Consider the following 26,402-nt stretch of genomic DNA (forward strand, 5'->3'; position numbering starts at 1 on the left):
GCCTCAAGACGATTGGAGGTGGCACGATGCTCTCGAAGGTTCTCGCCGTCTTGGCCCTTGTGCCGCTCCTTTGCGGGTTCACCGTCGACGATGCTCTTCAGCGCTTCAATGGCAGCTGGCAGGCGGATGATCCTACCCACGGCTTCGCGGGTGCAATCCTTTTCGACGCTTCCGAACGGACGATCACAGCAGCGGCCTACTCTGAGAAAGTGCAGGGCACGATCGAGTCGATTACGGTCATGGGGACGAGCGCGATCGTCACTGTCAGCGACGAAACGATTGTCCTCTACTCCGGCAAAGACCCGGACGTGATCAAGGCACAGATTGCCCACACGCCGACGATACGTTTTGTCCGGGTGCGCTAGCATCACCCGCCGCCCTCGCGGATCTCCTCGCCGAGCGCGTTCATCGCCCTGATCCACTCCTCGTCGGAGGGCTTTTCGGCGACGAGCGTGCGGCCGAGCATCTCACCGATGTCCCGCCAGAAATCGGGCATGGGCGCGCTGGGATGGAGCTTGCGCCACTGCGCCAGCGCGATCTTGTAGCCGTAGCGCCGCTTGTGGTCCTCCGTCGACTGGCCGACCGACCAGTCGACGCCCTCGCGCTCGCACCAGGCCTTGAGCGCCTCCACGACGGCGCGGCCGTGGCCGGCGTCGAGCACCCATTCGGTACGCTCGATCCCCGTTTGGCGCTTGACGAAGGCAAGCAGCGCCTGGTCGCGCTTGTCGGCGACGGCGCCGAGATTCCAGAGCGCGATCCAAAGCGCCTGCGCCTTCTTCGCATACGGGCCCGAAGGGGCCTTTCGGCCGCGCTTCGAAGAGCCTTTAAAGCCGAGGCGGCGAAGCTCGGCGAGCACCATCCGGCGCTCGCTCTCGCTCATGGCGCCGGCCGAGCTCTTGCCGGTGACGCGGGCGAGCACGGCGCGATAGGCACCGTCGTCGAGGCCGAGATCGCGCTTGGCGACATGGATCGCGGCAAGGACGTTCATACGGCGCTCCCGATATCTACGGCGCCTGCTCGGATGACCCGTTTCTGGGCGATTGGAAGGGCATAGCCGACGCCACGGATCGTTTTGATCCGCACTCCGTAAGGGTCCAGCTTTCTCCGCATCTTGCAGAGATAGACACGGATAATATTCGGCTCGGGTTCGTCGCGCCCATGAGCATGGTAAAGGCTGGCGAGGATCGCGCCCCGCGTGGCGATCTTGCGGGAGAGCAGCGCCTGCATAACCTGAGTCTCGGCCGCCGTGAGGCCCCATTCGGCCGGCGGATGCCACGCATCTTCCGCGAGTGCCTGCTTCAGCAGCGCGATGCGCTCTCGCAGCTCGTCATTCTCGGCGGCGAGCATCTTCAACCGGAGATCAGCATCCATGGCGCATCCCTCCGGTCTTCTGACTGGCGACGATGTTCATCCCGCCCTCCTTTCACCGGCTTCTCGGGCCAGCAGCGCGGCTGCCAAGACGCGGAGCGTGTGCGGTGCCGTCATGGCGTGCGCGTTCCCGGCCAGCACTGCCGCCGCGAGCGCCTGGGCGCCGTCGCGCGTGAAGGACATCTCCGGCTCGCCTTCGTCCTCACCGGTCCGCAGCGAAATGAGATGCAGCTGGCCTTCATCGTCGGCCGCGACGACGCGTCGGCCGAGGCCGCTCTGGAACGGCACAGCAGCGAGGAGGCGCGCAGTGGCGGCATGCTCGTTCATGCCGCTCTTCCTCCGCATTCCCCACAAAGGAAGCGGCCGGCGCGCTCAAGCCATCCGAAGAGGCTGGCATGCCTGCGGCGGGCGACCTCGCCTTTGCCTTTAAAGGCGAGCTGGCGCGGGCAGGAGTAACAGGTGAGGATCATGCCGTCCTCCCGACATAGGCGACGGTCGCATGGTAGGCGCAGTACGGGATGCCCGCCTCCGCATCGCAGCCGCAGAAGCAAAAGCCGGACTTGCCAGGAGCGCCGATCGGCCATTTGCAGGTGCGTTCCGAAAGCGCCTCTAGGGCGAGACGCTTCGGTGCCGCTGGGGCCACTGAAGCCAGCTTGGGTGGCATCGCCGAAGGCTCGGCGGTGGCCGCCGCGGCAGATGACGCCTGGAACCCTTCCGCCGGCCGCTTTTGTTTTTTTCGCCACCGCTGGATCGTCGATAGCGGTTGACCCCGTCCCGAGAGGCCGAGGCGATGGATCTTGCCGATTACGGCGTCGCGGGTAACGTCGCCGAGTTCGCCCGCGATCTGGCCGGCGCTGAGGCCGTCTTGCCAGAGCCGCTTCAGAAGGTCGGTGCGTTCTTCGGTCCACATGATTGTCTCGCCCTTCAGCTTGAGGAAAGCTCAATCTCGAAGGGCTCGACGACGAAATCCTCGCCGCCGGAGCCGAGCGTGACGCCGGGGACGAGGCGCGCCTTGTCGGGGTCTGCCAGCATCGCGTCCTTGCTCACCTCGACCTTGGTGCGCAGGAAGTGCGTAAAGCCGAGTTTCTGCACAGTCTCGATCACGGCATCGATTTGGCGGAGCCGCACCGATGGCGGTCTCATTCGCCAGGAGATTTTGCCGGTGCCAAGATCGGCGAACTTGACCTTGCCGTTCTCCGTCAGGGCAGTGCGGTTCGCCTCGGCCCAGACCTTCAGCCCTTCGGTCTTTGCGGTGACTTGCTCACGCAACGGCGCCGCTTGCTGCTCGGCCGTCTCCTTGAGGCCGGCGATCCGGTCGTTGAGGTCGGCCTCGATGCGCGCGATCTGCCGGCTGAGCTCGCCGACGATACGCACCGCCTCGGCCGCCTCGTCGCGGCTCTGCGGCACCGGCAGATTGGCGCCGCGCGTCTTCGTTCTCTGCTTTTTCATCGGCGGAACTCCTTTTTTCCGGGCTGCATGCCGCGCGGCAGCGGCAGACCGTTGCGCTTGGCGTGCGCCCGCACGCCGTGGATGACGGTGGTGTGATCGCGATGCAGGAGCCGGCCGATGGCCGGCAGGGAGAGCAGCGTCTCCGCGGCCGCCTGATACATGCCCTCATGGCGCGCCTCGGTCAGGCGCCGATGCCGTCGCACGGCTTGCAGATCAGAGAATGTGAGGCCGTGGCGACGCGCGATGGTGGCGAGCAGCCTCCGGCACTCCGCCTCCGCCTGCGCATCCTCGATGACCGCCGGAACCGGGCGGATCACGTGAATGCAGTATTGGAGACGGATGTCTTCTCGCTCTAGCGGCTCCTGGCTCACCATCCTCAGCGGCACGCCCTCAACCCAAGCTAAAGTGCGGCGCCGCGCTGCCCTTCTCCGGGCAGCGAGGACGAGTTCGATTGCGGTGAGCGGCTCGCCCGTCGCCTCGCGGATGGCACGGGCCGGCATGCCTTTGCCGGCAAGCTTCTCGATGAGCGCGATCCGACCGGGGACGATCTGGTCGGTATCGATGTCTCGATAAGGAGTGAGGGTGTTCATCTGTCCCGCTCCGTCCCGGCGAGGCGCATTGCGTCCGCGACAGCATCAGTCGTCCGGCTCAGCCAGTAGGCGACCTGATGGTTGGCCTCGATAGTCGGCGACAGCATTGCCGCGCTGAGCGCTGTCCGCGCCACCGCGAGGCTCGTCGCCGCCGCCTCGACCTTCTCCAGCGCTGCCGCCGCGGCTGCATTGATGGCCAGGAGCTCGGGCCCCTCCTCCAGCCCGACGGCGTCCTGGCGTAGCCGCGCGAGCGTGTCGCGGACGCTCTCAACGTCTGCTCGCGACATACCCGCGCCATCGCGCAGCAGGCTGCTGAAGCGCTCTTCAAGTTCTCCGATCCGCGCCGCGAGGGGTGGCTCAGACACCGCATGGGTGCGCGGGGACATACTAGTCATCACGATCTCCCTTCTGCTTGGAGTGCGGGCAGCCGCCGCGGCAGGCGCGCCAGAGGGCCATCCGGGTGCTGTTCGTGGGGCTTTTCGGCTTGCGCTGCTCGTCGAGGCACTGGTCGCGGCCGATCTCACCGAGGATTGGGCAGGAAACGACCGCGCCCATCAGAGCTCCTCGGACCGCATCCGCAACGCGGTCGACATCGCCGGCATAGCGGCCATTGATGACGGTCGAGAGCGTCGAGCTCGAATAGCCGATGCGCTCGGCCGCGATCCGCAGCCCGGCTGCGTCGGCAAACCTGGCGAGCTCGTCCACCCAATCGGGCAGCGGCGCACCCCAGGCAGCAAGCGCTTTTTCGGCCATGGTGCGCATATCGGCCGGCCGCGCGCCGGTGACGGGGCCCCGTTTCATGGGCTGACCTCTTCGGCCTCAACCGGCCGCGGCCAGATCTCACCCGTATTGGGGTCGTAGACGACTTTGGTGCGCAGGATCTTCGGTGCTTCCGGTCGCCCTTTTTTCATCGACGGTCGAAGCCTCCAGACCTCGGCTCTACCGGGTCCGGCCGGCGAGACGACCGTGAGGTAACCGGCACGCTTCAGCGCCTTGCAGTAAGAGAGCGCGGTCGCGCGGGCGACGGACACTTCCTCTGTGCTGGCGGCAACCGCGAGCTCGGCCGCGGTGAAGGCGTCGAGCGCGCGGATAGCAGTCCACATCTGCGCCTGCCCCAGCCCCTGCCGCGCCGGCGTGCCGTCGCGGCGAGGGTGCGGCGTCTCTGTCGGTCGTCGCAGCAGGCGGTAGACCGTTGGTCGCGTCTTGCGCCTGCCCCCAGGGCGATGCGGCTCGACAATCTCAAGATATTCGGCCTTGGCGAGACGGCGCAGATAGTCCGAAACGGCTTCCAGGCGGCGCTGCTTGCTTTGGTTGAACACCTCAGTTGCCGTGAAGGTCGCACCGCCGCGGCCGAGATCCCGGATCACCGACCAATAGTGATCGATGCCGGTCAGAACCGGGCTATGGGCCCTGATGGTTAGTCGGAAGACCTTCGGCATCAGGCGGCCCTCCGGCGGCGAGCCGGCCGTCCGGTGAAAAAGTCGCCGTCAAACGCGGCCGCATCGATGGCATCGATCCCGTGATTGCGGGCGTGCTCGCCAATCCTCTGCAGATTGACCACGATGCGCCGCGCTCGGCCGTCGCTCTGCCGTCTCACCACCTCCAGAAGGTCGTCAGCGACCTGGATGTCGTCGCAAAATAGCTGCGCGAGAGCGCGCGTATCTTCCGCATCGCACGGCAGTGCGGGGATCCATTCCAGCACACGATTTGCCGTGCGTTCCACCGCTTGGAGCTTCGCCGGCAGCTCCTCCTCGCCGATCAAGACGATCGGCACCTGCGCCTTGTCGTGCAGCTCGCGGATGAGCTCGATATAGCCCTTGTCGACGGCTTTATCGGCCTCGTCGACAAAGAGCGGGCGATCGGGATCATCGCCGAGTGTGTAGATCGCCGCTTCCATCATATCGGCGATGGTGCGCGGCGCCTTGGCCAGGCCCGCTTCGGCGAGGATAGCCCCGAGGAAGGATTTGCGGGTCCAGCTTTCTCCGACCTCCACGCGCAGACCCCGCGTCCTGTTCTGCGCGTAGATCGCCGCATAGGTCTTGCCGTAGCCCGAGGGCCCGTGAAAGACGCCGAGCCCGGGCAGATGCGGATTGCGCCCGCGCAAGGTCTCAACGAGCGTGAAGCAGGCGCTGACGTTGCGCAGCAATGCCAGCGTCGGCTTGACCTCTTTCGCCTGTGTCGTCATCTTCTCCTCTCAATCTGATCTCGGCCGCGCATCGCCGCGGCCTTTTCTTTGGTCTCAGTGCGTCGCTTGCTCGCCGAAATCCTCAAAAATCGCCTTCATCGCCCGATATTCCGGACCGGCCTGGTAGCGGCCGAGCCAAACGGCGTCCGCGGCCGCGACGGCCTCGCCGGCGTCAATCCGCGTCTCGATCGCCCGCGCCCGCGCAAAGCGCTGCTCGCGAGTGTCTTTCCGGCGGATCGGCGTCACGTTGACGGGTTCATCCGACGCTTCCGCCTTGAGGGCCGCATGCGTCTCGGCGGCGCGTGCGGGCAGCGCGCCGGCATCGGCGGGCCCCGTGGCCTCCGCGGCGGCGATCGCCGCCCTTATCTGCGGCGTCGTGTGGGGCTCTGAGCGCGGCGGAAGCGGCACGACATTGCCGGTTCTTCCCTCGCGGACGGCGAGGATGCGCTCGTGATAGGCACCGCTCTTCTTGATGCGCCGGATCTCGGCCTTGATGGCGGCCGCGCCGCGTGCCGTGATCTCGTTCTGCAGGGCCTTGATCGTCTTCGCCGCCTCCTCCGGCTGGATGCCGGATAGCGCCGGGCAGATGCCGCAGCCGAGAAACTCGCCACCGTCCGGCGTGAAGGCGTAGACGAGGCCGAGATCGGCCGAGTCCATGCGCACAAGCACCTCGGTGCCGGGCAGGATCGTCGGCGTCATGTAGTGGGCGCCGTCCACCCGAATGCCGCGGCTCGTGACGCGCCGCGTGCCGCCGCCGGGCACCGTCATCAGGAGGGCGTCGAGGGCGCGCTCGTCGACATGCCGAAGGGGTCGCCTCGATTGCGCCGCGACCAGCTGGGGCGTCTGGCCTTTCAAGCCCTCATGCGGACGCTGCTCATAGACGGCGACCCAGCGGTCGACGGTCCCCTGCAGATCCTCGCCCGAAAGGCCGACCTCGAAGAGGTTGGCGTCGCTCTCGCCGAGCCGGGCCGCAAAGCTCTTGCGGTCCTCGATGGCCTTCCGGTCGGCCACCGAGTGGCCGACGAAGCCCGGCAGCATCGTCGCGCAATCCTTCTGGAAGGTGCCGATCGCGCGTTCGACGAAGGCCTTCTGCTGTGGCTGGTAGGGATCGGAGAGTTCCACTTCGACGCCGAGCGAGGCGAAGAGACGTTTCGTGTCGCGGGCGACGAAATCCGAACCGTTGTCGGTCTTGATGAGGTCGGGAACACCCCAGGCGAGGATCGCCTTGCGGATGAGGAGCCCGACGGCTGAAGCGCGCGGCGTGCGGCTGACGAGGAGCGTCATCCGCCTGGTCGCGACGTCGAGGCAGACATAGATCGCATGCCGACCGTCCGTGCAGAGCGCGTCGACCGGCGAGGCGTCGATCTGCCAGAGAGCGTTCGGCTCGCGGATATGGGCAAGACTGCCCGTTCCGCGCGGTGCCATGACGGAGCGGAAGCGGTCGGGGTTTTGCACCCGGGTCAGCACGACCGCCTCGGTGCTTCGAAGCCCCTTCAAAAAGTGTTGGAAGGTCCGGATCGGCGGCAGCGGAACGCGGCTCTCCCGGCCAGGAACGGCCAGCGTCTCGCCATACTCGGCGGCGACGAGATCGCGGATATGCTCGGCCGAGAAATGCTGATTGTCGGCGAGAAGGGCGAGGATGGTGGCACGCACCCGGCCGTCCTCTGCAAGGTCAAGCAAACCCTTGCCCTTGCGAGCCTTGGAACGGTCGAAGGCGAGGGATTCGCCCTTGCGGGCCCGGCCGATCCAGCGCTTCAGTGAGCCTTTGGAAAGCCGCGGGACGGAGGACAGTACCCAATCTTCAATGTGCAGGCTGCGGGCGTTGTACTTGTCGGTGAAGACCTGCAGCGCCGAAGCCTGGCGCAGGGTCAGGCCGCTGCGGAACTGCGCGAACTTGCGGATGATGGCAAGGCGCGCGTCCCGTTCGACAGCCGCCGCGTCGGATAGCTTTGCGTCTTTGGTCGCGCGGGGCGCCTCGCCGGTGACGCCGGGCGCTCCGAGGCGCATGTGCTTTTGGCAGTAGGCGATCTGGGCAAGCGTCGGCAGGAGGCGAAAATGGTATTCGAGGCCGCCACCTCGTCCGCTACGCGCTCTCGTGTGGGCAGGATGGTCGTTCCAGCCATTGCGATCAGCGAAACGAATGGCTGCCGACTCAGTCGTCGGAAGGCCAGGCAGGCGTTCTTCGGCGATTTCGCGCGCGGTAAGCCACTCTTTCATGGCCGGCCTCCCGCGCGTCTCGGCAGCGTGATAGGATTCGTGCGGAACCGGCGCGCGTTGGGCGCGCGCGCCGGCCCCTTCCGTCCCCACGTGCACAACCACATGGAGAAGGTCCGATGGACGAACGTGCAGAGAAGATGCGCGCGCGCATGGAAAGCTCGCGCGGAAAGGTAATGGCAGGCATGTGGTACATGGCTTTCACCGACACCATGCTCGATCTTCTGCCCACCAAGGGCTCCTTCACCCATGAGGAGCTGAAGGCCGAGCTGGAGCGGCGCCTGGAGAAGAATCGCGACAGCGATCTCCTGACGGCCGCCTATGAGGAATGCCTCGAACGGCTCGAAGAGCACCGGCCGAAATAGTCTTTCGCTCATGCCTCGCTCCCTTTCCGCGAGGCGACGAAGGCGCGGACCTCTCCCTCGTTGGTCTGCAGCCAGCGCAGCGTGGCGAGGACGGCCTGCATGCGCGCCATGTGCAAATCGGCAACCGACTGCCGCATGCGGCGCGAAGCGACCAGGCGGGTATAGACGCCGCCTCGCTGCCTGATCTCGAACTCCACTTCCTCGATCTGTGCGGTGAGGGAATGCTTCATCGCCGCCCCCGCATCCGCGTTTCGAGCGCGGCGATTTCCGCATCGATCGCGCTGCTATGCTGCGCGATCGTCTGCCGGCGCTCCTTCATCTGGTGGAGCCGGATGATCTCTCGGCAGTCATCGGAAACGACGGCGTAGCCGAAGAGGCCCGGCAGGACGCCGAGAAGCTCCCATCTCTCGGTGACGGCGATGAGCGCCGCGAAGGCGTCGAGCGTGATCCGGTGCTCGCTCGATCCGGGCGAGGACCACTTGTAGAGCATCTCCTTGGAGACGGAGCGGCCGAGACGCTCGCTCATGCGCCGCGCGATCTCACCGCGGTCGATCCCCTCGTCGCGCATGTCCTGCAGCGCCTTGGCGAGGAGCCGGGAAATGCGGAGGTCCAGCGGTCCCCGCCCGGTAACGTCTTCGCCGTAGCCGACGGTCATGGCCGGCGGCTCCCAGTCGAAGAGGTCGAGCGTGAGCGGGTCCCGCGGGCGTGGCATCAGCGCGTCTCCGCCAGCCAGGTCTCGATCGCGTCGCGATGCAGCGCGAAAAACGCATGCTGCTCGCGAGGCGTCAGCTTCGCAAACCTCTCCGAGAGCTTCTCGTAGGCTGGCGCGACGCGCGGCTTGGGCAGCCTGTCGAGGATGGCGATCGCCTCGGCGACGCTCTCCGCCTCGGCATCCTCCGCCAGAAGAATGTCGGCGATCGCCGCCTGCCGCGCCTCGGGTTCTGCGGCGAGTGCCAGAAGCTCGCCTTGATGGTCGGCGATGCGATGGTCGAATATCCGGGCGCGCACCTCTGAGGCGATCCCGCGGGCGATCTTGATCGTGAACTGGACCTTGCGCTCAGAGCATCCCAGTGTCACGGCCGCAGCTTCAGAGAAGCAAAACGAAAAATTTTCGTTTTGCTCTGCCTCGGTCTTCCTTGAGCGACGCCCACCTCGCCCAGCCGTGTTGTTTCGCGCCTCGTAAAGGTCCTTCCAGGTCGCAAGCGCCACCGCCTCTTCCAGAACGGTGAGCGGGAAGGAGACGAAGTTCTCGACGATCTCTTCGATCTGCCGGTCCGCCTCGTCGCCGAAGGACGTCTCCGGGATGACCTCCGCCGTGATCTGCGGCCATTTGAGATGGTCGCGCACCGCGGCGAGCCGATGCTCGCCGAAGACGAGGCGATAGCCGCCGTCCGCGCGCTCGATCACCTTGATCGGCGAGAGCTGGCCGTGCTCGGCGATGCTTTCTGCCATGGCGGCGGCGCGCTCGGGCCGCACATGCCGGAGCCGGCCGGCCGTGTCGATCTTGGCGACGTCGATCTTCTCAATCACGATGATACTCGCTGCGCGACGGAGATTGAGCCGTGCGTACCTGGTCGGCCGCGCCCGAACCGGCGGGCCGCAGGAACTGGATGACGGTGACGGAGGGCACGTGATGGACGCCGAACAGGCTAAGAGCTGGCTTGAAACGGCCACTGCCGGCGGCGACGCCATCAGAGCTGCACTCGACGCGGTAAAGGGGCTGGTCGGCGTGATCGGAAGCGGCAAGAAGAGCGGCGAGCAGAATGCTCTGCTGTCGCCCCTGATAGATCTCCAGGCACAGCTTCTTCGTGCCCAGCAGGAGCACTTTGCGTGCCAGAGCGCGGGCGAGGCGCTGAAGAAGGAAATTGTTCGCCTGAATGAGACGATTGCCCGGTACGATCGCTTTGATGCGGATGCGGGCAACTACAAACGGGTGGCGGCGGCCAAGCACACGCTCTGCTATATTCCCCAGGGAGACCCCGACGCCAAACACGCGAGCTACCTGCTTTGCCCCAAATGCTTCGAGGCGCGAGAGAAGTCTTATCTCAACGTCGCGAAGGAGGAGTTCCACGCGGACGCCTACAAGTGCCCACGCTGCGCGACCGAGGTTTGGATCGAAAACGATAAGACCATGGAGGTGCGGAGCAGTCGCGCTCGCACGGACTTCGACGTCTTTGACACCTGAATGAGCCATCATAAGGCTCGCCAGCCATTCGCCTGCGTGGAGACTGCCCGTCATGCCTCTCCTCCCTCGCAGAGGGCGAGCATCGCGATCTCGATCCGCTGAGCGGCAGCGGCGCCGACGGCGCGGCTGAGGCGTTCTCGGAAGATGGGTGCGAAGACTGCGCCCTCCGCTGCCGGCAGCAAGACCTCCGGTCTTTGGACCTTCCCGTCGAGCACTCTGCCGGCATACCGGTTGAAGCTCGATCTGGAGGCCTTGATCCCGTACGGCGCGAGGCGCTCGTTGAGGCCTTCCAGCACCGCCTTCTGCGTCATGCGTCGTTCAACGATCCGCTCGAAGGCCCATTGGACGGCGCCGAGCGCCTCGTCCGGAATGGTCTGGATGGAGGAAAGGCGTGCCATCACCGCACCTTTGGAGCGATGGCCAGGCGCGCCGACGGCATCCTCATGTGCGCGCCTCGATCTTGTCGGAGGCGCGCTCGCGCTTTTGCCTTTTGCGACCACGACCGTTGTGGGTATTGTCACCCTTGCTCTTCTGGCTGGCGTATCGGTCGGGAAAAAGCTCTTCGAGGGGGATGCCCAGCGCCTCCGAGAGAGCGCGCTCCCCTGAAGGCTGGCTGCGGACCAGAGCTTCCCGGCATGCCGCGTCCCAGAGCCCGGCATCGCGGGCGATGCCTGTGAGCGTGAGGCCGGATCGCTTCACCTCTGCGGCGATCGCGTGACGGTCCCAGACAGGTTGGGCCATGAGAGCTCCTGTGCTCGTCCGCGCCGAATCGCGGGCGGTTGCAACTTATGTTGGGCGACAATGCCCAATGAAAATTTGGCAGTCAACCATGTTTCTTTGGTCAGAGTTCGCAATAGCCCAACCGTCTTCACGGCGCTCCCTATCTCGCTGGTTTTGCGGCACTTTCGTGCGCTCTACATTGATTGGCCAGAACTCTGACAACGGGTCAGAGTTGGGGGTGATCGTTTCAATATGATGATCGCCCAAGATTTATCGGGCAGGTTGGCCGCAGAAAGAAAGCGCCTGGCGCTATCGCAGCGTGAAATGGCTGCTGCCGTAGGCGTTTCAAAAACCTCGTGGGAGAACTACGAGGCGGGGAAGAGCTCGCCGGGTGCACGCGTTCTCGCGTCTTTGGCCGAGCTCGGCGCGGATCTGCACTGGTTGCTTACTGGAGCGGCTCTCCGCGACGGTGAGAACGAAAGTCAGCGTCTCTCAAAGACTCCGGAGGTACGCGCTGAGGGCTTCGCGCTGATCCCGAAAATTGACGTCCAGGCAGCTGCGGGAGCCGGCGCCGTCGTCGATTCAGAGGCGGTTAGCGCCGAAATCGCTTTGTCCCCGCGCTGGCTGCGGGCAAGGCATATCAATCCGGCCGGCGCGCGCATGCTGACGGCGAAGGGCGATTCCATGGAGCCGACGATCCGCAGCGGCGACACGCTCATTGTCGACACCTCGATCGAGATGGTCGTCGACAGCGGCATCTACGTCGTCGTCTATGGAGGACTGCTACTGGTGAAGCGCGTGCAGCTGCGCCGCGACGGCAGCGTCATCCTCAAGAGCGACAACCCGGCCGCCCATTACGAGGACGAGATCGTCCCGGCGGCGGAGGCTCACGAATTACGCATCGCCGGCCGCGTCATGTGGTTCGGCCGCGAGATTTGACGGTCCTGCCGGGCGGGCGCATGTGTTCTTGCGCGCCGCAGCCGTTCTCGGCTCCCCTGGCGCACTTGTTCTTGCGCGCCCGCTTTTCGGCGCGATAGCCCTCCGCCTCCCCTATCCGCCTGATCCGTCTGCTACTTTTCCGCAGGATACAGGGTCGTTCCGGGTAATCCCGCAAATCTCACCTGATCTTGCGCGTTACACATCTGCGCGAAAAACGCCCGTTCGGGCCGCCATCGAAGCTCCGTCGCCGCCTTTTGGGTCTCGATGCGTTGCGAGCGCGCCTGGCCGGCGATCCACGCGCCGTGCTCGGCGATGGCGCGTTCCAGAGGTATCGCCTTGGTGACGGCCGCCATGCCGCAAACCTCCTCCACGCGGCCGATCAGTCGCTCCACGCTGACGCCGGCATCGACGACGCCGAGATAGTCGGTCCCCGGCTCTGCGCGCTCCAGGGCGAGAAGATAGAGCGCCGCCAGATCCTCCACATGCACCAACGGCCAAGACACCTCTGCCGAGCCGACGATTTCGATCGGGCTCCCCTCGCGGAGCGCTGCGGCATACGCGCCGAAAAAGCCGCCGGTTTCGCTCCACACGATGCCCGGATGCACGGTGACGACGTTGAGGCCGCCGGCCTGAAGCCTGGCGCGGTTCTTCGCCATATAGGCGAAGGCGGGAAGCGGATCGAAGGGCGTCGCCTCGTCGATGGGCGGGCTCGTGCGCGCCGGATAGAGCCAGCAACCGCCCGTATAGACCACGCGCAGCGGCACGCCTTGCGGCCTGTTCAAGGATAACATCGCCTCAAGCCACGGCTCCTCGGCCGCGGCCGGATCGGTGTCGAAGGCGGCAGCCGCCTGGATCACCGCGTCGGCCTGCTCCACCGCGGCGCGCCATGTCTCCGGCCCGGTCAGGTCTCCGAGGATCGGTGTGCCGCCGGCCTTGCGCACGAGGTCGGCGCTCCTTTCGGAACGCACGATGCCGAAGGTCTCGTGACCCTGCGCGGCGGCGGCTGCGGTGACAGCGCGCCCGATGAAGCCGGATGCGCCGAATATGATCGTCTTCATATCTGCTGCCTGAACGAATGGGGATGTGGACGAGCGCTCTCCAAGACCTCCGTTCCCGGTGAAAGGAAAGCCGGGTGGTGGGCGAAGGCACGCGTCGCGTCGTTTCTGAACGCCTGAAGCACATCGGCCAATTGCCTCCGGCAGGCAAGCCCGGGCTCTGTCTGCGGCCGGCTCGCAAGGTTGAGCTGCAAGATGGTCTTCGGCAGGCGCTATCGCTCGCGCGCCTGAACTCGGGCGCGGCCCGTGCCTTGCTCGCCGCGATCCTTCGCGAATGAAGGTTAAGATCGGTTGCTTTCCGGCCACACCACCGTGGCAATGAAAGCCCCCGGCTCCTGCAGGCCCGCCGCGCCAGGTTTCGCCCGGGCGCCGCCTCTTGACGGACGGCTCGCCGCGGGCCTCTTCTTGCAACGATGAGTCGCGGAACCGCCACGCTTCTTGACCGGATCGGCCACCGCCTCGCCCGCTGGCTGGAGGCGGAGACCGGCAGTTACGATACCTATGCCACCTTCGAGCCGGCCGAGCTGCGCCGTCTCTTGAAGCCGGGCGACATCGTGCTGGTGGAAGGTCGGGCCTACATCTCGCAGGTGGTGAAGTATCTCACCCAGTCCACCTGGTCGCATTCGGCGCTCTTTGTCGGCGACCTGCCGGATACGGCCGGGCCGGACGGCGAGCCGCATTGCCTGATCGAGGTCGATGCCAGCGATGGCTGCGTCTCCGTGCCCTTGTCGCGCTACGCCACCTACAATGTGCGCATCTGCCGGCCGAGCGGCCTTTCCTCCGGTGACCGCAAGAAGGTGACCGAGTTCATGATCGGCAAGCTCGGCCTGCAATACGACATGAAGAACATCTTCGATCTGATGCGTTATTTCCTGCCGCTGCCCTTGCCGGCGCGCTGGCGGCGGCGGGCGATCTCCTTCGGCTCAGGCGATCCGACGCGCGCCATCTGCTCCTCGCTGATCGCCGAGGCCTACCAGAAGGTCGGCTATCCGATCCTTCCCGTGGTGCGCCGCGAGGATCGCGGCCGGCCGGGCATCTGGCGCAAGCGGCGGGAGATCTATTTCATCCGCCACCATTCGCTCTTCGCCCCGCGCGACTTCGACCTCTCGCCCTATTTCGCCGTCGTCAAGCCGACCTTGCAGTCGGGCTTCAACTACAAGCGCCTCACCTGGGCCGAGGGCGCGCCGCCGGAGGAGCCGGAAAAGGCGCGTAAGGCGGCCGAGCCGGCTTCCGCCGCATAATCTCGGCGCCGCGCTTCATTCCACGCCGCGGATATAGGCGCTCACGTCGAATTTGCGCTTCAGGCCGCTCCGCGTCATCGGCCGCACCGTGCCGTAGACCTCGTTCTCCTGGAAGGGCCGGTCGTGCAGGCCGAGCGCCCACAGGTTGTTGGCGAAGGAATTGTGGTCGCCGCCGTCGAGAAAATAGCGGTTGTTGAGGTCGACGATCGTCGCCAGCGCGTATTTGGGACTGGAGGCCCAGCGCAGGATCTGCTTGGCCCAGTACATGCGCATATGGTTGTGCAGGTAACCGGTTGCCTTCATCTGCCGCATCGCCGCGTTGAAGGCTTCGTCGCCCGTCTTCGCCGCCTCCATCTCCGCCGCGCTGTAGCCGGGATCGCGGGCATCCTCCGCATGCCTTTCGAGCGTGGAGCGCGCCCATTGCGGCAGCGCGTCGTAGCGATCGTAGTCGCCGCGGTAGTGGCACCAATTGGCGGCAAGCTCGCGCCGCACGATGAGCTCCTCCAGGAAGGAGGCGGCGTCGGCCTTGGCGGCGCGCGCCTTCAGCGCGATCTCCACCGGCGATATCTGGCCGAAACGCAGATAGGGCGAAAGATGGGAGACGCGCTCCGCGTTCGGGTCGGAGCGTTCCTCGTCGTAACGGGCAAGGTCGTGGGCGAGAAAGCGCGTCAGCCGCGCGGCCGCCTCAAAGTATCCGCCCTTGATCCATCCGGCCGGCTCCGGCTCCCCGCTGCCGGCGGCCATGGCGACCGCCTTCACGTCGGCCGGATCGATGCCCTCGGGCAGAGAGATGCCGGAGAACGCGTTCTTCGGCGTCCGGACCTCGAGCGGCTTCAAGAAGCGCTCCAACTGGCGGTGGATCTTGGGGCGGATGGTGCGGGCGGCGTATTCGGCCTTGTCGCTCGCCACCTCCACCGGCACGACGCAATCGGTATCGACGGCGAGAGCCGGGCAGGGAGCGTTCTCGCCGAGCCAGTCGCGCCTTTGCCGGTGGTAGCGCAGATAGCCGACATCGGTGACGGCCGCGACCGCCTGGTCCAGAAGCTTCGCGAAGGCCTCTTCCTCCGCGCTCGGCAGGATGCGGAAGGCGATGCCGCGCTCGTCGAGCGTCGCGGCGAGCTCTTGCAGCCCCTCGGCCATGAAGGCGGCCTGCCGGGCCGTGATCGCCGGCTCCTCGCCGCCGAGGCGCAGCACGACGAGCAGCGGGCAATCCTGCCGGTCGGCGATGATGACGGCCGCTTCCAGCGCGTGGTTGAGCTCCGCCCTTTGCGCCCGGTCCATCCAGTAAAGGACGAAGCGGCCCTTGCCGGGCGTCTTGCCGTTCAGCCAGATCTGGCGCGAGCTCTCCTGCGGCACCTTCACCTCCTAGCGTCCACTCTTCTTGCCGCCTTGCAGCCCCCATATGGCGAGCATCTTCGGCTTGTCGCGCTCGCCTGATGACGGCCAAAGAGCGGGAACGGTTCCCACGCGGGCGAGTTGTGCCGGTAACGCAACACCCGCCAACGCCGTGCCCGGAAGGGCAAGACACGGCCTGGCGAGACGAGACAACGAGACGAGAAAAGAAGGAGAGCTTGATGGCTCACGACACCCACCATCCCGTCCGCCACGATGCGCATCACCCCGCCGATAGCAACAAGGGCGACGTTCTGCGTATCCTCCTGGCCATCCTCCTGCCGCCGCTCGGCGTCTTCCTGCAGGTCGGCCTTGGCCTGCATTTCTGGCTGAACATCATTCTGACGCTCTTCGGCTACGTGCCGGGCATCATTCACGCCGTCTGGGTCATCCTGCGCCGCTGAGGCGTGCCGGTTTCGCTTAACCGGCCGCGCTCCCCGTGGAGCCGAAGCCGCCGGCCCCGCGGACGCTCGTCGCCGAGAACTCCTCCACCTCCACAAAGCGCGGCCGCAGCACCGGCGTGAAGACCATCTGGGCGATGCGCTCGCCCGGCTCGATCACGATCGGCGCCGTGCCGGCCGCGTTGCGGTTCCAGGCGCTGAGAAGAATCGGCCCGTGATAATCGGCGTCGATGAGCCCCACGGTATTGCCGAGCACCAGCCCCTTCCTGTGGCCGGAGCCGGAGCGCGGCACGATGAGGGCGGCGATGCCCGGATTGGCGATGGAAACGGCGATGCCGGCGGGGATCAGCTCCGCCGGCGCGCCGGCCGGCAAGGACAGGGGCTCATCCAGGCAGGCGCGCAGATCGAGCCCGGCGGCAAGATCCGAATGATGCGCCGGAAGCCCCCATTGCCGCAGCCGCGCATCCAGGATCTTGATCTCGACAGGCGGGTGAAACTCGACGTTCATGGCGATTCGATCCGGGGCGAGGGAGCTTGCCGAGACGACCTCGCGCCGCGCCCTCGCCGGGTCAAGCGCCTATTGGCCCGGCGGCGATGTCGTCCCGGCTTTCCCCGCAACGCCGCCCGCACAGTTGCGCAAACGAGCCCGCACAGTTGCGCAAACGAGCCCGCACAGTTGCACAAACGAGAATGTGAACCATGTTGCTGCGGCCAGACAGGGAAAGGACCCCATGAGCGAGAAAGCAAGGCCGGAGGTAACCGGCTTCTACGACGAGCGCACCTTCAGCGTGCAATATGTGGTGGCGGACCCGGAGACGAAGCGCTGCGCCATCATCGATCCGGTTCTCGATTTCGACGAGAAGTCCGGGGCCACCGCCACCATCAACGCCGACAGGATTTTGAAGTTCGTCGCCGAAAAGGGTCTTAGCGTCGAGTGGATACTCGATACCCATCCCCATGCCGACCATTTCTCCGCCGCCTCCTATCTGAAGGAGAAGACCGGCGCGCCGACCGCCATCGGCGAGCATGTCGCCGATGTGCAGGAATTGTGGAAGGGGATTTACAACTGGCCCGACTTTCCAGCCGACGGCTCGCAATGGGACCGTCTCTTCGCCGAGGGCGAGCCTTTCAAGGTCGGCAATATCGATGCCCGGGTGATGTTCTCGCCGGGCCATACGCTGGCCTCCATCACCTATGTCATCGGCGACGCGGCCTTCGTTCACGATACCTTGTTCCAGCCCGATTTCGGCACGGCGCGGGCCGATTTTCCCGGCGGCAGCGCCAGGCGGCTGTGGCAGTCGATCCAACAGATCCTGGCGCTTCCCGACGAGACCCGGCTCTTCACCGGCCACGATTATCGTCCGGGCGGTCGCGAGGCGGCCTGGGAATCGACCGTCGCCGAGCAGAAGGCGAAGAACAAGCATCTGGTGGAGGCGAAGACGGAGGAGGCATACGTCAAGCTGCGCGAGGCGCGCGACGCGACGCTACCCATGCCCAAGCTCATCCTCGCCGCCCTGCAGGTCAATATGAACGGCGCCCGCCTGCCGGAGCCGGAGGAAAACGGCCGCCGTTACCTGAAAATCCCGCTCGATGCGCTTGAAGGCGCGGCCTGGGGATAGGCGGGCAGGCGCGTTCCAAGGCGCGATTTCGTCGCCATGCCATGGCTTGACCCACGGCATCCATTCCTCAGCCTTTCACCGAGCTGAGAGTGGAATGGATTGCCGGGTCAAGCCCGGCAATGACGACAGTTTGGCAGTGAGGGGCTTAGCGGTGAGCCGCTTAGCGGTGAGCGGCGCGGGCGCCTTTCATGACAGTCGGGTGCGCTCAGGTGATGACGTCCGGGTGGGTGCGGCCGATATGCGCCTTGATGCGGGCGACCTCGCGCGCAGCTTCCAAGATAGGTTTCAGCGCTTCCTGCGGGTCGAGGCCGTGCTTTTCGGCGTCGGCCTCGAAGCGCTCCAGATAGACGCGCAGGGTCGCGCCCTCCGTGCCGGTGCCGGAAAGGCGGAAGACGGCGCGCCCGCCGCCGGAAAACAGAATGCGCAGCCCCTGATGCTCGGTAAGCGAGCCGTCGATGGGATCGCGGTAGGCGAAGTCGTCGGCCGCCTCCACGGTGAGCGTGCCGGCGCTCGTTCCCGCCAGCTCCGGCAGCCTGGTCGAAAGCTCCGCCATCAACGCCTCGGCGCTTTCGGTGTCGAGGGCCTCGTAATCGTGGCGCGTGTAATAGTTGCGCCCGAACAGCGCCCAATGCGTGCGGGCGATCTCCGGGATGGTCTCCTTGCGCCGTGCCAGGATGTTGAGCCACAAGAGCACCGCCCAGAGCCCGTCTTTCTCGCGCACATGGTCCGAACCTGCCCCCGCGCTCTCCTCGCCGCAGAGCGTGATCTTGCCGGCATCGAGCAGGTTGCCGAAGAACTTCCAGCCGGTCGGCGTCTCAAACAGCGGCACGCCGAGCCGCTCCGCCACCCGGTCGAGCGCCCGGCTCGTGGGCATGGAGCGGGCAAGGCCGACCGGGCCCTTGGCGTAGCCGGGCGCCAGATGCGCGTTGGCGGCAAGGATGGCGATGGAATCGGAGGGCGAGACCGGCAGCCCCGGCCCCAGCACCAGGTTGCGGTCGCCGTCGCCGTCGGAAGCCGCGCCCATATCGGGCGCCTCCGGCGAGGCCATCAGCTCAAAAAGCTTTCTGGCATGGACGGGATTGGGATCGGGATGCAGGCCGCCGAAATCGGCGAGCGGCTCGCCGTTGACGACGGTGCCTTCCGGCGCGCCGAGCCTTTCCTCCAGGATCGCCTTGGCATAGGGGCCGGTGGCGGCGTTCATGGCGTCGTAGCTGAGGGTGAAGCCTTCTGAAAACAGCGCCGCGATCGCCTCAAAATCGAACAGCTCCTCCATCAGCGCGGCGTAGTCGGCGACCGGATCGACAACCTCGACGCTCATGCCGTCGCGCTCGCTCGTGCCGATCTTGGCAAGGTCCACCGGCGCCATTTCCGCGATGCGGTAGAAGGCGATGGTCTTTGTCGCCTCGTAGATGGCGGCGGTCACCGCCTCCGGCGCCGGTCCGCCATTGGCGATGTTGTATTTGAGGCCGAAATCGCCGTCCTCGCCGCCGGCATTGTGGCTGGCGGAGAAGATGAAGCCGCCATCGGCCTGGCGCTTGCGGATGAGGCAGGAGGCGGCCGGCGTCGACAACAGGCCCTCGCGCCCGATGATGAGATGGCGCGCGCCGTTGGCGGCCAGCATGCGTATCAGGGTCTGCATCGCCCGCCGGTTGCCGTAGCGCCCGTCGCCGCCGATGACGAAAGTTCCGCCTGCGACGCCCCCGATCCCGTCGATGATCGCCTGGATGTAGTTCTCCAGATAGCCGGGCTTCAGGAAGACCTTCGTCTTCTTGCGCAGGCCCGACGTGCCCGGCTTCTGGCCGGCGATCGGCTCCGCCGGCACGGTCTCAATGTCCATGCGCTTTCTCCCCCTTATGTGCTCGGCGCCTCGCGGTGAGGATCTGCCGGTAGAGCTGGCTGTAGAGCCGGGCGGAGGCCGCCCAGCCGAAATCGAGGCCCATCGCCGCCTTGCGCGCGGCCCGAAAGGCGCGGCGGTCGCCATAGAGCGCGAAGGCGCGGTCGAGTGCGTGGCGCAGCGCCTCCGCGGTGACCGGGGCGAAGGTGATGCCGGTCGCCGCCCCCGCCTGCAAGGCCGCCGGATTGGCGTCGATGACGGTATCGGCGAGCCCGCCCGTGCGCGCCACCACCGGCAGGGTGCCGTAGCGCAGGCCGTAGAGCTGCGTCAGCCCGCAGGGCTCGTAGCGTGAGGGAATGAGGATGGCGTCGGCGCCCGCCTGGAGAAGGTGCGACAGCGCCTCGTCGTAGCCTATCCTGACGCCGACGCGGCCCGGATGGCGCCGCGCCGCCTCCGCGAAGGCGCTCTCCAGCTTCGCCTCGCCGCTGCCGAGGACGGCGAGCTGTCCCCCGCGCCAGAGAAGATGCTCCAGGTTCGAAAGGAGAAGGTCCATGCCCTTCTGTTCCGTCAGCCGGCTGATGACGCAGAAAAGCGGCGTCTCCGGCTCCGGCTGGAGGCCGAAGCTTTCCTGCAGGGCGCGCTTGTTGGCGGCCTTGCCTTTGAAGGATGTCGCCGAGAAGGGCGCGGCGATGAACGGGTCTTTCGCTGGGTCCCACACCTTGCGGTCGATGCCGTTGAGGATGCCGAGGACATCGGCGCCACGATGGCGGATGAGCCCGTCGAGACCCCAGCCGAATTCCGCGCTCTGCAACTCGCGGGCATAGGTCGGGCTCACCGTGGAGACCTTGTCGGCCATGGCGATGCCGGCCTTGAGGTAGGAAATCTGTCCCCAGAACTCCATGCGCTCGCGGTGAAAGAAGCTCGCCGGCAGGCCAAGGGGCGAAAGCTCCCTGGCCGGAAAGACGCCCTGGAAGGCGATGTTGTGGATGGTGAAGAGGCTGGCCGCGCCGGCCTTGTCGGCCTTCAGATAGGCCGGCACCAGGCCCGCCTGCCAGTCATGCGCGTGCACGAGCTGCGGCCGCCAGGCGGCAACGCCCTTCTCGGCGATGTCGGCGGCGGCCCGCGACAGGGCGCCGAAGCGGCGATGATTGTCCGGCCAGTCGCCGCCGTCCGGCGCCGTATAGGGATTGCCCTTTCGCCGGTAGAGGCGCGGCAGGTCGAGGGCGAGAATCTTGAGGCCGGTCTCGGTGGTGGCGGCGAGAAGCGCGCCCTCCTCGCCGAGCACCGGTCCGGCGGGAAGCGGCAGCCGCGCCGCGCCCGAAAGCGCCTCGCGCACCTGCGGATAGGCGGGCAGGAGCACGCGCACGTCGATGCCCTGGCTCGCCAGGGCGAGCGGCAGGGCGCCGACGACATCGGCGAGCCCGCCGGTCTTCACCAGCGGATAGCATTCGGAGGCGACGAAGAGGATGCGCGGCAAGAACGGCCCCTACGAAGCCACGCCCGGCAAGCGGTCGATCATCGCCTGGGTGATGAGGCAGACGCCGTCCTCGGTACGGCGGAAATAGCGCGAATCCGCTTCCGGATCTTCGCCGACGATGAGGCCGCGCGGGATGACGACGCCGCGGTCGATGACGACGTTCTTCAGCCGCGCATGCCGGTTGATGACGACATGCGGCAGCGCCACGACCTTGTAGAGCTGGCTGTAGGAATGGGCGTGCACGCCGGTGAAGAGCAGGGATTTGTCGATATGCGAGCCGGAGATGATGCAGGCGCCGGAGACGAGCGAGCTCGTCGCCGTGCCGCGGCGTCCGTCCTCGTCATGCACGAACTTCGCCGGCGGGGTGACCTCGCTATAGGTCCAGATCGGCCAGTCCTGGTCGTAGAGGTCGAGGCCGGGCACGAAGTCGGTGAGGTCGATATTGGCCTCCCAGAAGGCGTCGACGGTGCCGACGTCGCGCCAATAGGGCTCCGGCTCCGCCCCCGACATGACGCAGGATTCGGAGAATTGGTGGGCGATCGCTTTGCCGTGCTTGACGATATAGGGGATGATATCGCGGCCGAAATCGTGGCTGGAATCGGCATCCTCCGCGTCGCGCTTCAGATGCTCGAACAAGTGCTTGGTGTGGAAGACATAGATGCCCATGGAGGCGAGCGCCATCTGCGGATTGTCGGGCATGCCGGGCGGGTCGGCGGGCTTCTCCACGAAATCGACGATGCGATCGGAAGCATCGATATGCATGACGCCGAAGCCGGTGGCTTCCCGCCGCGGCACGGCGATGCAGCCGACGGTGACGTCGGCGCCGCTGTTGACGTGCTGGGCGAGCATGATCTCGTAATCCATCTTGTAGACATGGTCGCCCGCCAGGACGATGATCAGCTCCGGGTCGTAGTCCTCGATGATATCGATGTTCTGCGTCACCGCGTCGGCGGTGCCGACATACCATTTGTCCTCCGCCACGCGCTGCGAGGCGGGCAGGATGTCGAAGGTCTCGTTGCGTTCGGGGCGGAAGAAGTTCCAGCCGCGGCCGAGATGGCGGATGAGGCTGTGCGCCTTGTACTGGGTGGCGACGGCGATGCGCTTGATGCCGGAATTGAGCGCGTTGGAGAGAGCGAAATCGATGATGCGGCTCTTGCCGCCGAAATAGACGGCCGGCTTGGCGCGGGTATCGGTCAGCTCCATCAGCCGGCTGCCGCGCCCGCCGGCGAGCACGAAGGCCATGGTACGCCGGGCAAGCCTGCCACCGAGCGCGTCAGGATCGATTCGGGTCATGACGATCTCCCCCCTCGCGGCGCCGGGCCGGCGCATCGCCTGTTCGCACAATGGGCCGAAGCGTGCCAGCGCTCAAGCCGCCTCGCTCCTTGCGGCCTAATGCCCGCCCCGAGCCCGAATATCATGCCGGGGGGCGCGGCCGCTCGCGCGCCAGCGTCTCCGCGATGCGCTGAAAGTCCGGCCGGGCGCAGAGCTGAAAGACGTCGACCGGCAGGCGGCGGCGCCAGTTCGGGTGCTGGTCGATGGTGCCCGGCACGTTGGGCTGGTCGGCGATGCCGGCCATGTCCTCAAGGGCGAGCGCGAAAAGCCGCGAGGGAGCGCGAGCGACGAGCGCGTGCAGGCGCAAGAGGATTTCCGCCGTGTGGCTTTCGCAGCCCTCCTCCATGCCTTCCAGCCCGTCGGCAAGGCCCTGCTCGGCGAGCAGCCGGTAGACGGCCTGGCGCTCGCCCATGCGCGCCTCCTGCGCGCCCCGCAGGCTCTCCTCGTCAAGCAGGCCGAGGTCGCGGCGCACGATGAGGTCGTGCCCGCTCCACCAGCCGGCGAGGCTGGCCGTATCGTGGGTTGTGAGACAGGCGAGCGCGGCGCGCGGATATTCCTGCGGCGCGCGGAAGCGCTCGCCCTCGCGCTCGAACAGGAAGACCTTATAGGCGTGCAGGGCGGCCTCCTGCATCACCTCGCGAAAGCCTTCCGGCACCACGCCCAGATCCTCGCCGACGACCAGCGTTCGCTCCGCCTGCGAGATGTCGGCGAGGGCGCCGAGCAGCGCGGCCAGCGGAAAGCGCATATAGGCACCCTTTTCCGGCGAGGCGCCCTGCGGGATCCAGAACTGCCGGTAGAGCCCCATCACATGGTCGATGCGCATCGCCCCGGCGTGGCGCATGAGGCCGGCGATGAGGCTGAAAAAGGGCTTCAGCTCGGCTTTCAGCAGCGCTTCCGGCGACAGCGGGGCGAGGCCCCAATCCTGGCCGTGGGCGTTGAAGAAATCGGGCGGCGCGCCGACGGTGACGCCGTTCAAGGTGACGCCGCCATCGGTCCAGGTGGCCGATCCGTCCGGAGCGACGCCGACGGCGAGGTCGAGGTAGAGCCCGATACGCATGCCGGCCTTCAGCGCCCGTGCCTGGGCCTTGCCGAGCTGCGTCTCGGCAAGGAACTGCAGCCACATCTGGAAGAGCACCGCCTCGCCGTGGTCGCGTGCATAGGCCTTTACCGTGTCGCTGGCGGGGCGCTTGAAGTCCTCGTCCCAGACATGCCAGCCGGCGGGAGCTGCCGAGGCGTGGCCGCCGAGCGAGATCGCCTCAAACAGCGCATGGTCGAAAAGCGCCTCGCCGCCCGCCTCACGGAAGGCGGCGAAGTCCGCATCGGTCTCGATCTCTGCCTTGCGCCGCTGAAACAGCCGCCACAGCGCCGCCAGCTTGTGGCGCGTCACGCCCGCATAGTCGACGAGCGGGGCGGCGCGCGCCGCTTGCAGCCATTCGGTCGGCGGCGCGTCGCCCGCCTCAAAGCCCGGCACCTCGTCGACGGCGATATAGAGCGGGTTCAAGAAGCGCCGGCTGGAGGGATAGAACGGGCTGACGCGCTCCGGCATGGCCAGGAAGAGGGCGTGCAGCGGATTGAGGCCCACGAAGTCGGCGCCGCTGGCGGCCAGCCGCTCGGCGAGCGCGGCAAGGTCGGCGAAATCGCCGATCCCCCAGTTGCGGGCGGTGTTGAGGCCGTAGAGCTGGCAGGTGACGCCCCAGGCGCGCCCTTCTTCCAGGGAGGGCGGCACGAAGCAGGCCCGCCCCGGGCCTTCCAGTCCGCCGAGCGTCGGCCTCAGCCCCTCGCCGCAAGGCGTCGCCCCCGGATCGACGCCGAGGGCGGTAAGGAGCGCCGAAAGCGTTTGCGGCTCCGCTTCCACCTTCTCGCCGGAAAGGGCGAAATAGGTCGTCTCGATGCCGTGCGCCCAGGCAAGGTGGTTGAGGGTTGCATCCATCTTGCAGCCTCCCGGGCCAGTATCAGCCTTCCAGCACGATCATGGAGCGCGAGGGCAGGTGCAGCCGCGTTCCGGGCTCGTATTCGGCCCCGCCGATCTCGCCGGAGAAGGTCTCAATGACGCGCCGCCAGCGTTTTGAGCCGGAAATGGCGGGCAGGTCGAAGTCGGTATCGTTCGGCGCGGCGTTGCAAAGGATAAGCAGGCTCGTTGCCTCCTCGCCGGAGAGCATCAGCCCGACCGCCTTGCGCAGATGGTCCTGCCATTCCGCCTCGCCCATGACGCCGCCTTCCGGCTTCAGCCATTGCACGTCCGGTACGCCCCGGCTTTGCACCGCCTCGCCGTGCAGGTACTGCGTCTGGCGCAAGAGCGGGTGCAGGCGGCGGAAGGCGACGACGCGGGCGGTGAATTCGCGCAGCGCCGTCTCGCGCGGCCCCAGCCCCTCCCATTGCATCCAACTCGTCTCGTTGTCCTGGCAATAGGCGTTGTTGTTGCCGCCCTGGCTGCGGCCCTGCTCGTCGCCCATCAGAAGCATCGGCGTGCCCTGTGACAGGAGCAGCGTCAGGATGAAATTGCGTCGCTGCCGGTCGCGCAGCTCCGCGATGGCCGGATCGTCCGTCGGCCCTTCCACGCCGCCGTTCCAGGAGCGGTTGTCGTCGTGGCCGTCGCGATTGCCTTCCCCGTTCGCCTCGTTGTGCTTGTCATTGTAGGAGACGAGATCGGTGAGCGTGAAGCCGTCATGGGCGGTGACGAAGTTGACGCTGGCCCAGGGTTTGCGGCCGCGGCGCTCGAACAGGTCGGCGAAGCCGAGCAGACCGCGCGCCAGGTCCGGCAGGGCGCCGTCGTCGCCCTTCCAGTAGCTGCGGGTCACGTCGCGATAGGCGCCGTTCCACTCCGCCCAACCCGGCGGGAAGTTGCCGAGCTGATAGCCGTCCGGGCCGATATCCCAGGGCTCGGCGATGAGCTTCACCCGCGACAGGATCGGGTCCTGGCGGATGGTGTCGAAGAAGACCGCATCGTGGGAGAAGCTTTCGCGCTCGCGCCCGAGCGCGGTGGCCAGATCGAAGCGGAAGCCGTCGACATGGCATTCCTCGACCCAGTAACGCAGGGAATCTGTGACCATCTGCAAGACCCGCGGATGACGTAGATTGAGCGTGTTGCCGGTGCCGGTCGTGTCGTAATAGTGCCGCGGATCGTCGGCGAGCATGTAATAGCTGGCATTGTCGATGCCGCGGAAGGAAAGGGTCGGGCCGAGATGGTTGCCCTCCGCGGTGTGGTTGTAGACGACATCCAGAATGACCTCGATGCCGGCCTCGTGCAGCTTGCGCACCATCAGCTTGAATTCGTGGAAATTCGCCCCCGGCGAGATGTAGCGCGGCGCCGGGGCGAAGAAGGCGATGGTGTTGTAGCCCCAGTAGTTGGACAGGTTCTTCTTGAGGAGAAAATCGTCGTCGAAGAAGGCCTGGACCGGCATCAGCTCGATAGCGGTGACGCCGAGCTTGGTGAGATGCTCGATCACGTCGGGATTGGTCAGCCCCGCGAAGCTGCCGCGCAGAGGCTCTGCTACCTCCGGGTGGCGGGCGGTCATGCCCTTCACATGCGCTTCGTAGATGATGGTATCGGCCCAGGGCACTTTCGGGGCGATGTCGCGCCCCCAGGTGACGGCCGGGTCGACGACCACGCATTTGGGCATGACGCGCGCCGAATCGCGCCGGTCGAAGGAAAGGTCCTCCCGGCCGGAGGCGATGCGGTAGCCGAAGCAATGGTCCGGGCGCTTCAACTCGCCCGAGAGCGCCCGCGCATAGGGGTCGATCAACAGCTTGTTGGGATTGAAGCGATGCCCTTCCTTGGGCGCGTAAGGCCCGTGGACACGGTAGCCGTAGAGCTGTCCGGGGCGGATGTCGGGAAAATAGCCGTGAAAGACCTCATGGGTGTATTCCGGCAGGGCGATGCGCTCCAATTCGCGCCGCCCCTGGCGGTCGAAAAGGCAGAGCTCCACCTTTTCCGCATGGGCCGAAAAGAGAGCGAAGTTCACCCCGGAGCCGTTCCAGGTCGCACCCAGCGGGTGCGGCGTCCCTGGCTCCACGCGAAGCCGCGTCATGCGCTGAA

Annotated in this window: 32 protein-coding genes; 8 read left to right on the top strand and 24 right to left on the bottom strand. The window is 66.5% G+C overall.

Annotated features, from left to right (window positions below):
* Window positions 1-26 precede the first annotated feature (26 nt).
* Window positions 27-365 (top strand): hypothetical protein, encoded by a 339-nt coding sequence (locus Q331_RS0102540; protein WP_026379381.1) that lies wholly within the window; start codon window positions 27-29, stop codon window positions 363-365.
* A 2-nt stretch (window positions 366-367) separates the two neighbouring features.
* Here Q331_RS0102540 and Q331_RS0102545 read toward each other — a convergent pair whose 3' ends face one another.
* The 11 genes from Q331_RS0102545 to Q331_RS0102595 all read right to left on the bottom strand — a co-directional run bounded on the left by Q331_RS0102545 (window position 368) and on the right by Q331_RS0102595 (window position 7,809).
* Window positions 368-988 (bottom strand): gp16 family protein, encoded by a 621-nt coding sequence (locus Q331_RS0102545; RefSeq protein WP_026379382.1) that lies wholly within the window; start codon window positions 986-988, stop codon window positions 368-370.
* Window positions 985-1,371 carry a winged helix-turn-helix domain-containing protein gene (locus Q331_RS0102550; protein WP_026379383.1) on the bottom strand — a complete coding sequence of 129 codons (387 nt, stop codon included), beginning with the start codon at window positions 1,369-1,371 and terminating at the stop codon, window positions 985-987. The genes Q331_RS0102545 and Q331_RS0102550 overlap by 4 nt, the downstream gene beginning before the upstream one ends.
* A gap of 36 nt (window positions 1,372-1,407) precedes the next feature.
* Window positions 1,408-1,695 carry a hypothetical protein gene (locus tag Q331_RS0102555; protein ID WP_026379384.1) on the bottom strand — a complete coding sequence of 96 codons (288 nt, stop codon included), beginning with the start codon at window positions 1,693-1,695 and terminating at the stop codon, window positions 1,408-1,410.
* Window positions 1,696-1,834: 139 nt separating this feature from the next.
* Window positions 1,835-2,278, bottom strand: coding sequence for a GcrA family cell cycle regulator (locus Q331_RS0102560; RefSeq protein ID WP_034490753.1), 444 nt, complete (start codon window positions 2,276-2,278; stop codon window positions 1,835-1,837).
* 14 nt (window positions 2,279-2,292) lie between these two features.
* Window positions 2,293-2,817: a host-nuclease inhibitor Gam family protein gene (locus Q331_RS0102565; RefSeq protein WP_026379386.1), complete on the bottom strand. Its 525-nt coding sequence runs from the start codon at window positions 2,815-2,817 to the stop codon at window positions 2,293-2,295.
* Window positions 2,814-3,407 (bottom strand): helix-turn-helix domain-containing protein, encoded by a 594-nt coding sequence (locus Q331_RS0102570; protein ID WP_026379387.1) that lies wholly within the window; start codon window positions 3,405-3,407, stop codon window positions 2,814-2,816. Before Q331_RS0102570 ends, Q331_RS0102565 begins: the two co-directional genes overlap by 4 nt.
* Window positions 3,404-3,802 carry a hypothetical protein gene (locus tag Q331_RS0102575; protein WP_026379388.1) on the bottom strand — a complete coding sequence of 133 codons (399 nt, stop codon included), beginning with the start codon at window positions 3,800-3,802 and terminating at the stop codon, window positions 3,404-3,406. Before Q331_RS0102575 ends, Q331_RS0102570 begins: the two co-directional genes overlap by 4 nt.
* The gene (locus Q331_RS0102580; RefSeq protein ID WP_245615497.1) at window positions 3,795-4,208 is read right to left on the bottom strand and encodes a transcriptional regulator; all 414 of its coding nucleotides are present in this window, start codon (window positions 4,206-4,208) and stop codon (window positions 3,795-3,797) included. The genes Q331_RS0102575 and Q331_RS0102580 overlap by 8 nt, the downstream gene beginning before the upstream one ends.
* Entirely contained in the window at window positions 4,205-4,846 is a 642-nt protein-coding gene (locus Q331_RS0102585; protein ID WP_026379390.1) for a hypothetical protein, read from the bottom strand. The genes Q331_RS0102580 and Q331_RS0102585 overlap by 4 nt, the downstream gene beginning before the upstream one ends.
* Entirely contained in the window at window positions 4,846-5,592 is a 747-nt protein-coding gene (locus Q331_RS0102590; RefSeq protein ID WP_026379391.1) for an AAA family ATPase, read from the bottom strand. The genes Q331_RS0102585 and Q331_RS0102590 overlap by 1 nt, the downstream gene beginning before the upstream one ends.
* Before the next feature lie 54 nt (window positions 5,593-5,646).
* Window positions 5,647-7,809 (bottom strand): DDE-type integrase/transposase/recombinase, encoded by a 2,163-nt coding sequence (locus tag Q331_RS0102595; RefSeq protein ID WP_026379392.1) that lies wholly within the window; start codon window positions 7,807-7,809, stop codon window positions 5,647-5,649.
* Window positions 7,810-7,925: 116 nt separating this feature from the next.
* Between Q331_RS0102595 and Q331_RS0102600 the strand changes: the two genes are divergently transcribed.
* Entirely contained in the window at window positions 7,926-8,171 is a 246-nt protein-coding gene (locus tag Q331_RS0102600; protein WP_026379393.1) for a hypothetical protein, read from the top strand.
* Window positions 8,172-8,179: 8 nt separating this feature from the next.
* Here Q331_RS0102600 and Q331_RS0102605 read toward each other — a convergent pair whose 3' ends face one another.
* The 3 genes from Q331_RS0102605 to Q331_RS0102615 are packed head-to-tail and all read right to left on the bottom strand — an operon-like array spanning window position 8,180 to window position 9,701.
* A complete protein-coding gene (locus Q331_RS0102605; protein ID WP_026379394.1) occupies window positions 8,180-8,401 on the bottom strand; it encodes a hypothetical protein in 222 nt (73 codons plus the stop codon).
* Window positions 8,398-8,883, bottom strand: coding sequence for a hypothetical protein (locus tag Q331_RS0102610; protein WP_026379395.1), 486 nt, complete (start codon window positions 8,881-8,883; stop codon window positions 8,398-8,400). Before Q331_RS0102610 ends, Q331_RS0102605 begins: the two co-directional genes overlap by 4 nt.
* Window positions 8,883-9,701, bottom strand: coding sequence for a ParB/RepB/Spo0J family partition protein (locus Q331_RS0102615; protein WP_026379396.1), 819 nt, complete (start codon window positions 9,699-9,701; stop codon window positions 8,883-8,885). Before Q331_RS0102615 ends, Q331_RS0102610 begins: the two co-directional genes overlap by 1 nt.
* A gap of 103 nt (window positions 9,702-9,804) precedes the next feature.
* Here Q331_RS0102615 and Q331_RS0102620 point away from each other — a divergent pair, with 103 nt between their 5' ends.
* On the top strand, window positions 9,805-10,356 hold the full coding sequence (locus Q331_RS0102620; RefSeq protein WP_034490758.1) for a hypothetical protein: 552 nt from the start codon (window positions 9,805-9,807) through the stop codon (window positions 10,354-10,356).
* Window positions 10,357-10,406: 50 nt separating this feature from the next.
* Here Q331_RS0102620 and Q331_RS0102625 read toward each other — a convergent pair whose 3' ends face one another.
* Together Q331_RS0102625 and Q331_RS0102630 are read right to left on the bottom strand one after the other, a co-directional pair.
* Window positions 10,407-10,754 (bottom strand): DUF3486 family protein, encoded by a 348-nt coding sequence (locus Q331_RS0102625; RefSeq protein ID WP_026379398.1) that lies wholly within the window; start codon window positions 10,752-10,754, stop codon window positions 10,407-10,409.
* A 43-nt stretch (window positions 10,755-10,797) separates the two neighbouring features.
* Window positions 10,798-11,097 carry a helix-turn-helix domain-containing protein gene (locus Q331_RS0102630; RefSeq protein WP_026379399.1) on the bottom strand — a complete coding sequence of 100 codons (300 nt, stop codon included), beginning with the start codon at window positions 11,095-11,097 and terminating at the stop codon, window positions 10,798-10,800.
* A gap of 231 nt (window positions 11,098-11,328) precedes the next feature.
* Here Q331_RS0102630 and Q331_RS23345 point away from each other — a divergent pair, with 231 nt between their 5' ends.
* Window positions 11,329-12,015 (top strand): XRE family transcriptional regulator, encoded by a 687-nt coding sequence (locus Q331_RS23345; RefSeq protein ID WP_084174666.1) that lies wholly within the window; start codon window positions 11,329-11,331, stop codon window positions 12,013-12,015.
* A gap of 131 nt (window positions 12,016-12,146) precedes the next feature.
* On the opposite strand, the gene Q331_RS19640 is transcribed toward Q331_RS23345, so the two are convergent.
* On the bottom strand, window positions 12,147-13,073 hold the full coding sequence (locus Q331_RS19640; RefSeq protein WP_051630415.1) for an NAD-dependent epimerase/dehydratase family protein: 927 nt from the start codon (window positions 13,071-13,073) through the stop codon (window positions 12,147-12,149).
* Between the two features lie 77 nt (window positions 13,074-13,150).
* Here Q331_RS19640 and Q331_RS0102650 point away from each other — a divergent pair, with 77 nt between their 5' ends.
* Both Q331_RS0102650 and Q331_RS0102655 read left to right on the top strand, forming a co-directional pair.
* On the top strand, window positions 13,151-13,348 hold the full coding sequence (locus Q331_RS0102650) for a hypothetical protein (protein ID WP_156953244.1): 198 nt from the start codon (window positions 13,151-13,153) through the stop codon (window positions 13,346-13,348).
* A 135-nt stretch (window positions 13,349-13,483) separates the two neighbouring features.
* Window positions 13,484-14,311, top strand: a complete 828-nt coding sequence (locus tag Q331_RS0102655; protein WP_026379401.1) for a C40 family peptidase — start codon at window positions 13,484-13,486, stop codon at window positions 14,309-14,311.
* A 15-nt stretch (window positions 14,312-14,326) separates the two neighbouring features.
* Here Q331_RS0102655 and Q331_RS0102660 read toward each other — a convergent pair whose 3' ends face one another.
* Entirely contained in the window at window positions 14,327-15,667 is a 1,341-nt protein-coding gene (locus tag Q331_RS0102660; RefSeq protein ID WP_034490842.1) for a deoxyribodipyrimidine photo-lyase, read from the bottom strand.
* Window positions 15,668-15,957: 290 nt separating this feature from the next.
* Here Q331_RS0102660 and Q331_RS19645 point away from each other — a divergent pair, with 290 nt between their 5' ends.
* Window positions 15,958-16,107 (top strand): YqaE/Pmp3 family membrane protein, encoded by a 150-nt coding sequence (locus Q331_RS19645; protein ID WP_034490844.1) that lies wholly within the window; start codon window positions 15,958-15,960, stop codon window positions 16,105-16,107.
* A gap of 16 nt (window positions 16,108-16,123) precedes the next feature.
* Here the strand turns inward: Q331_RS19645 and dut are convergent, their stop codons facing one another.
* A complete protein-coding gene (dut, locus tag Q331_RS0102670) occupies window positions 16,124-16,612 on the bottom strand; it encodes a dUTP diphosphatase (protein ID WP_026379403.1) in 489 nt (162 codons plus the stop codon).
* 223 nt (window positions 16,613-16,835) lie between these two features.
* Here dut and Q331_RS0102675 point away from each other — a divergent pair, with 223 nt between their 5' ends.
* Complete coding sequence (locus tag Q331_RS0102675) at window positions 16,836-17,723, top strand: MBL fold metallo-hydrolase (RefSeq protein WP_026379404.1); 888 nt, start codon at window positions 16,836-16,838, stop codon at window positions 17,721-17,723.
* A gap of 205 nt (window positions 17,724-17,928) precedes the next feature.
* Here the strand turns inward: Q331_RS0102675 and Q331_RS0102680 are convergent, their stop codons facing one another.
* The 5 genes from Q331_RS0102680 to glgX form a co-directional block, all read right to left on the bottom strand.
* Window positions 17,929-19,560, bottom strand: a complete 1,632-nt coding sequence (locus Q331_RS0102680) for an alpha-D-glucose phosphate-specific phosphoglucomutase (protein ID WP_026379405.1) — start codon at window positions 19,558-19,560, stop codon at window positions 17,929-17,931.
* Window positions 19,550-21,034, bottom strand: a complete 1,485-nt coding sequence (gene glgA / locus Q331_RS0102685) for a glycogen synthase GlgA (RefSeq protein WP_026379406.1) — start codon at window positions 21,032-21,034, stop codon at window positions 19,550-19,552. Before glgA ends, Q331_RS0102680 begins: the two co-directional genes overlap by 11 nt.
* A gap of 9 nt (window positions 21,035-21,043) precedes the next feature.
* Window positions 21,044-22,327: a glucose-1-phosphate adenylyltransferase gene (gene glgC / locus Q331_RS0102690; RefSeq protein ID WP_084174698.1), complete on the bottom strand. Its 1,284-nt coding sequence runs from the start codon at window positions 22,325-22,327 to the stop codon at window positions 21,044-21,046.
* Between the two features lie 121 nt (window positions 22,328-22,448).
* Window positions 22,449-24,296, bottom strand: coding sequence for a 4-alpha-glucanotransferase (malQ, locus tag Q331_RS0102695; RefSeq protein WP_026379408.1), 1,848 nt, complete (start codon window positions 24,294-24,296; stop codon window positions 22,449-22,451).
* Window positions 24,297-24,318: 22 nt separating this feature from the next.
* Window positions 24,319-26,394, bottom strand: coding sequence for a glycogen debranching protein GlgX (gene glgX / locus Q331_RS0102700; RefSeq protein WP_026379409.1), 2,076 nt, complete (start codon window positions 26,392-26,394; stop codon window positions 24,319-24,321).
* Window positions 26,395-26,402: the final 8 nt, after the last annotated feature.

Source organism: Afifella pfennigii DSM 17143, assembly GCF_000688515.1.
GTDB lineage: Bacteria > Pseudomonadota > Alphaproteobacteria > Rhizobiales > Afifellaceae > Afifella > Afifella pfennigii.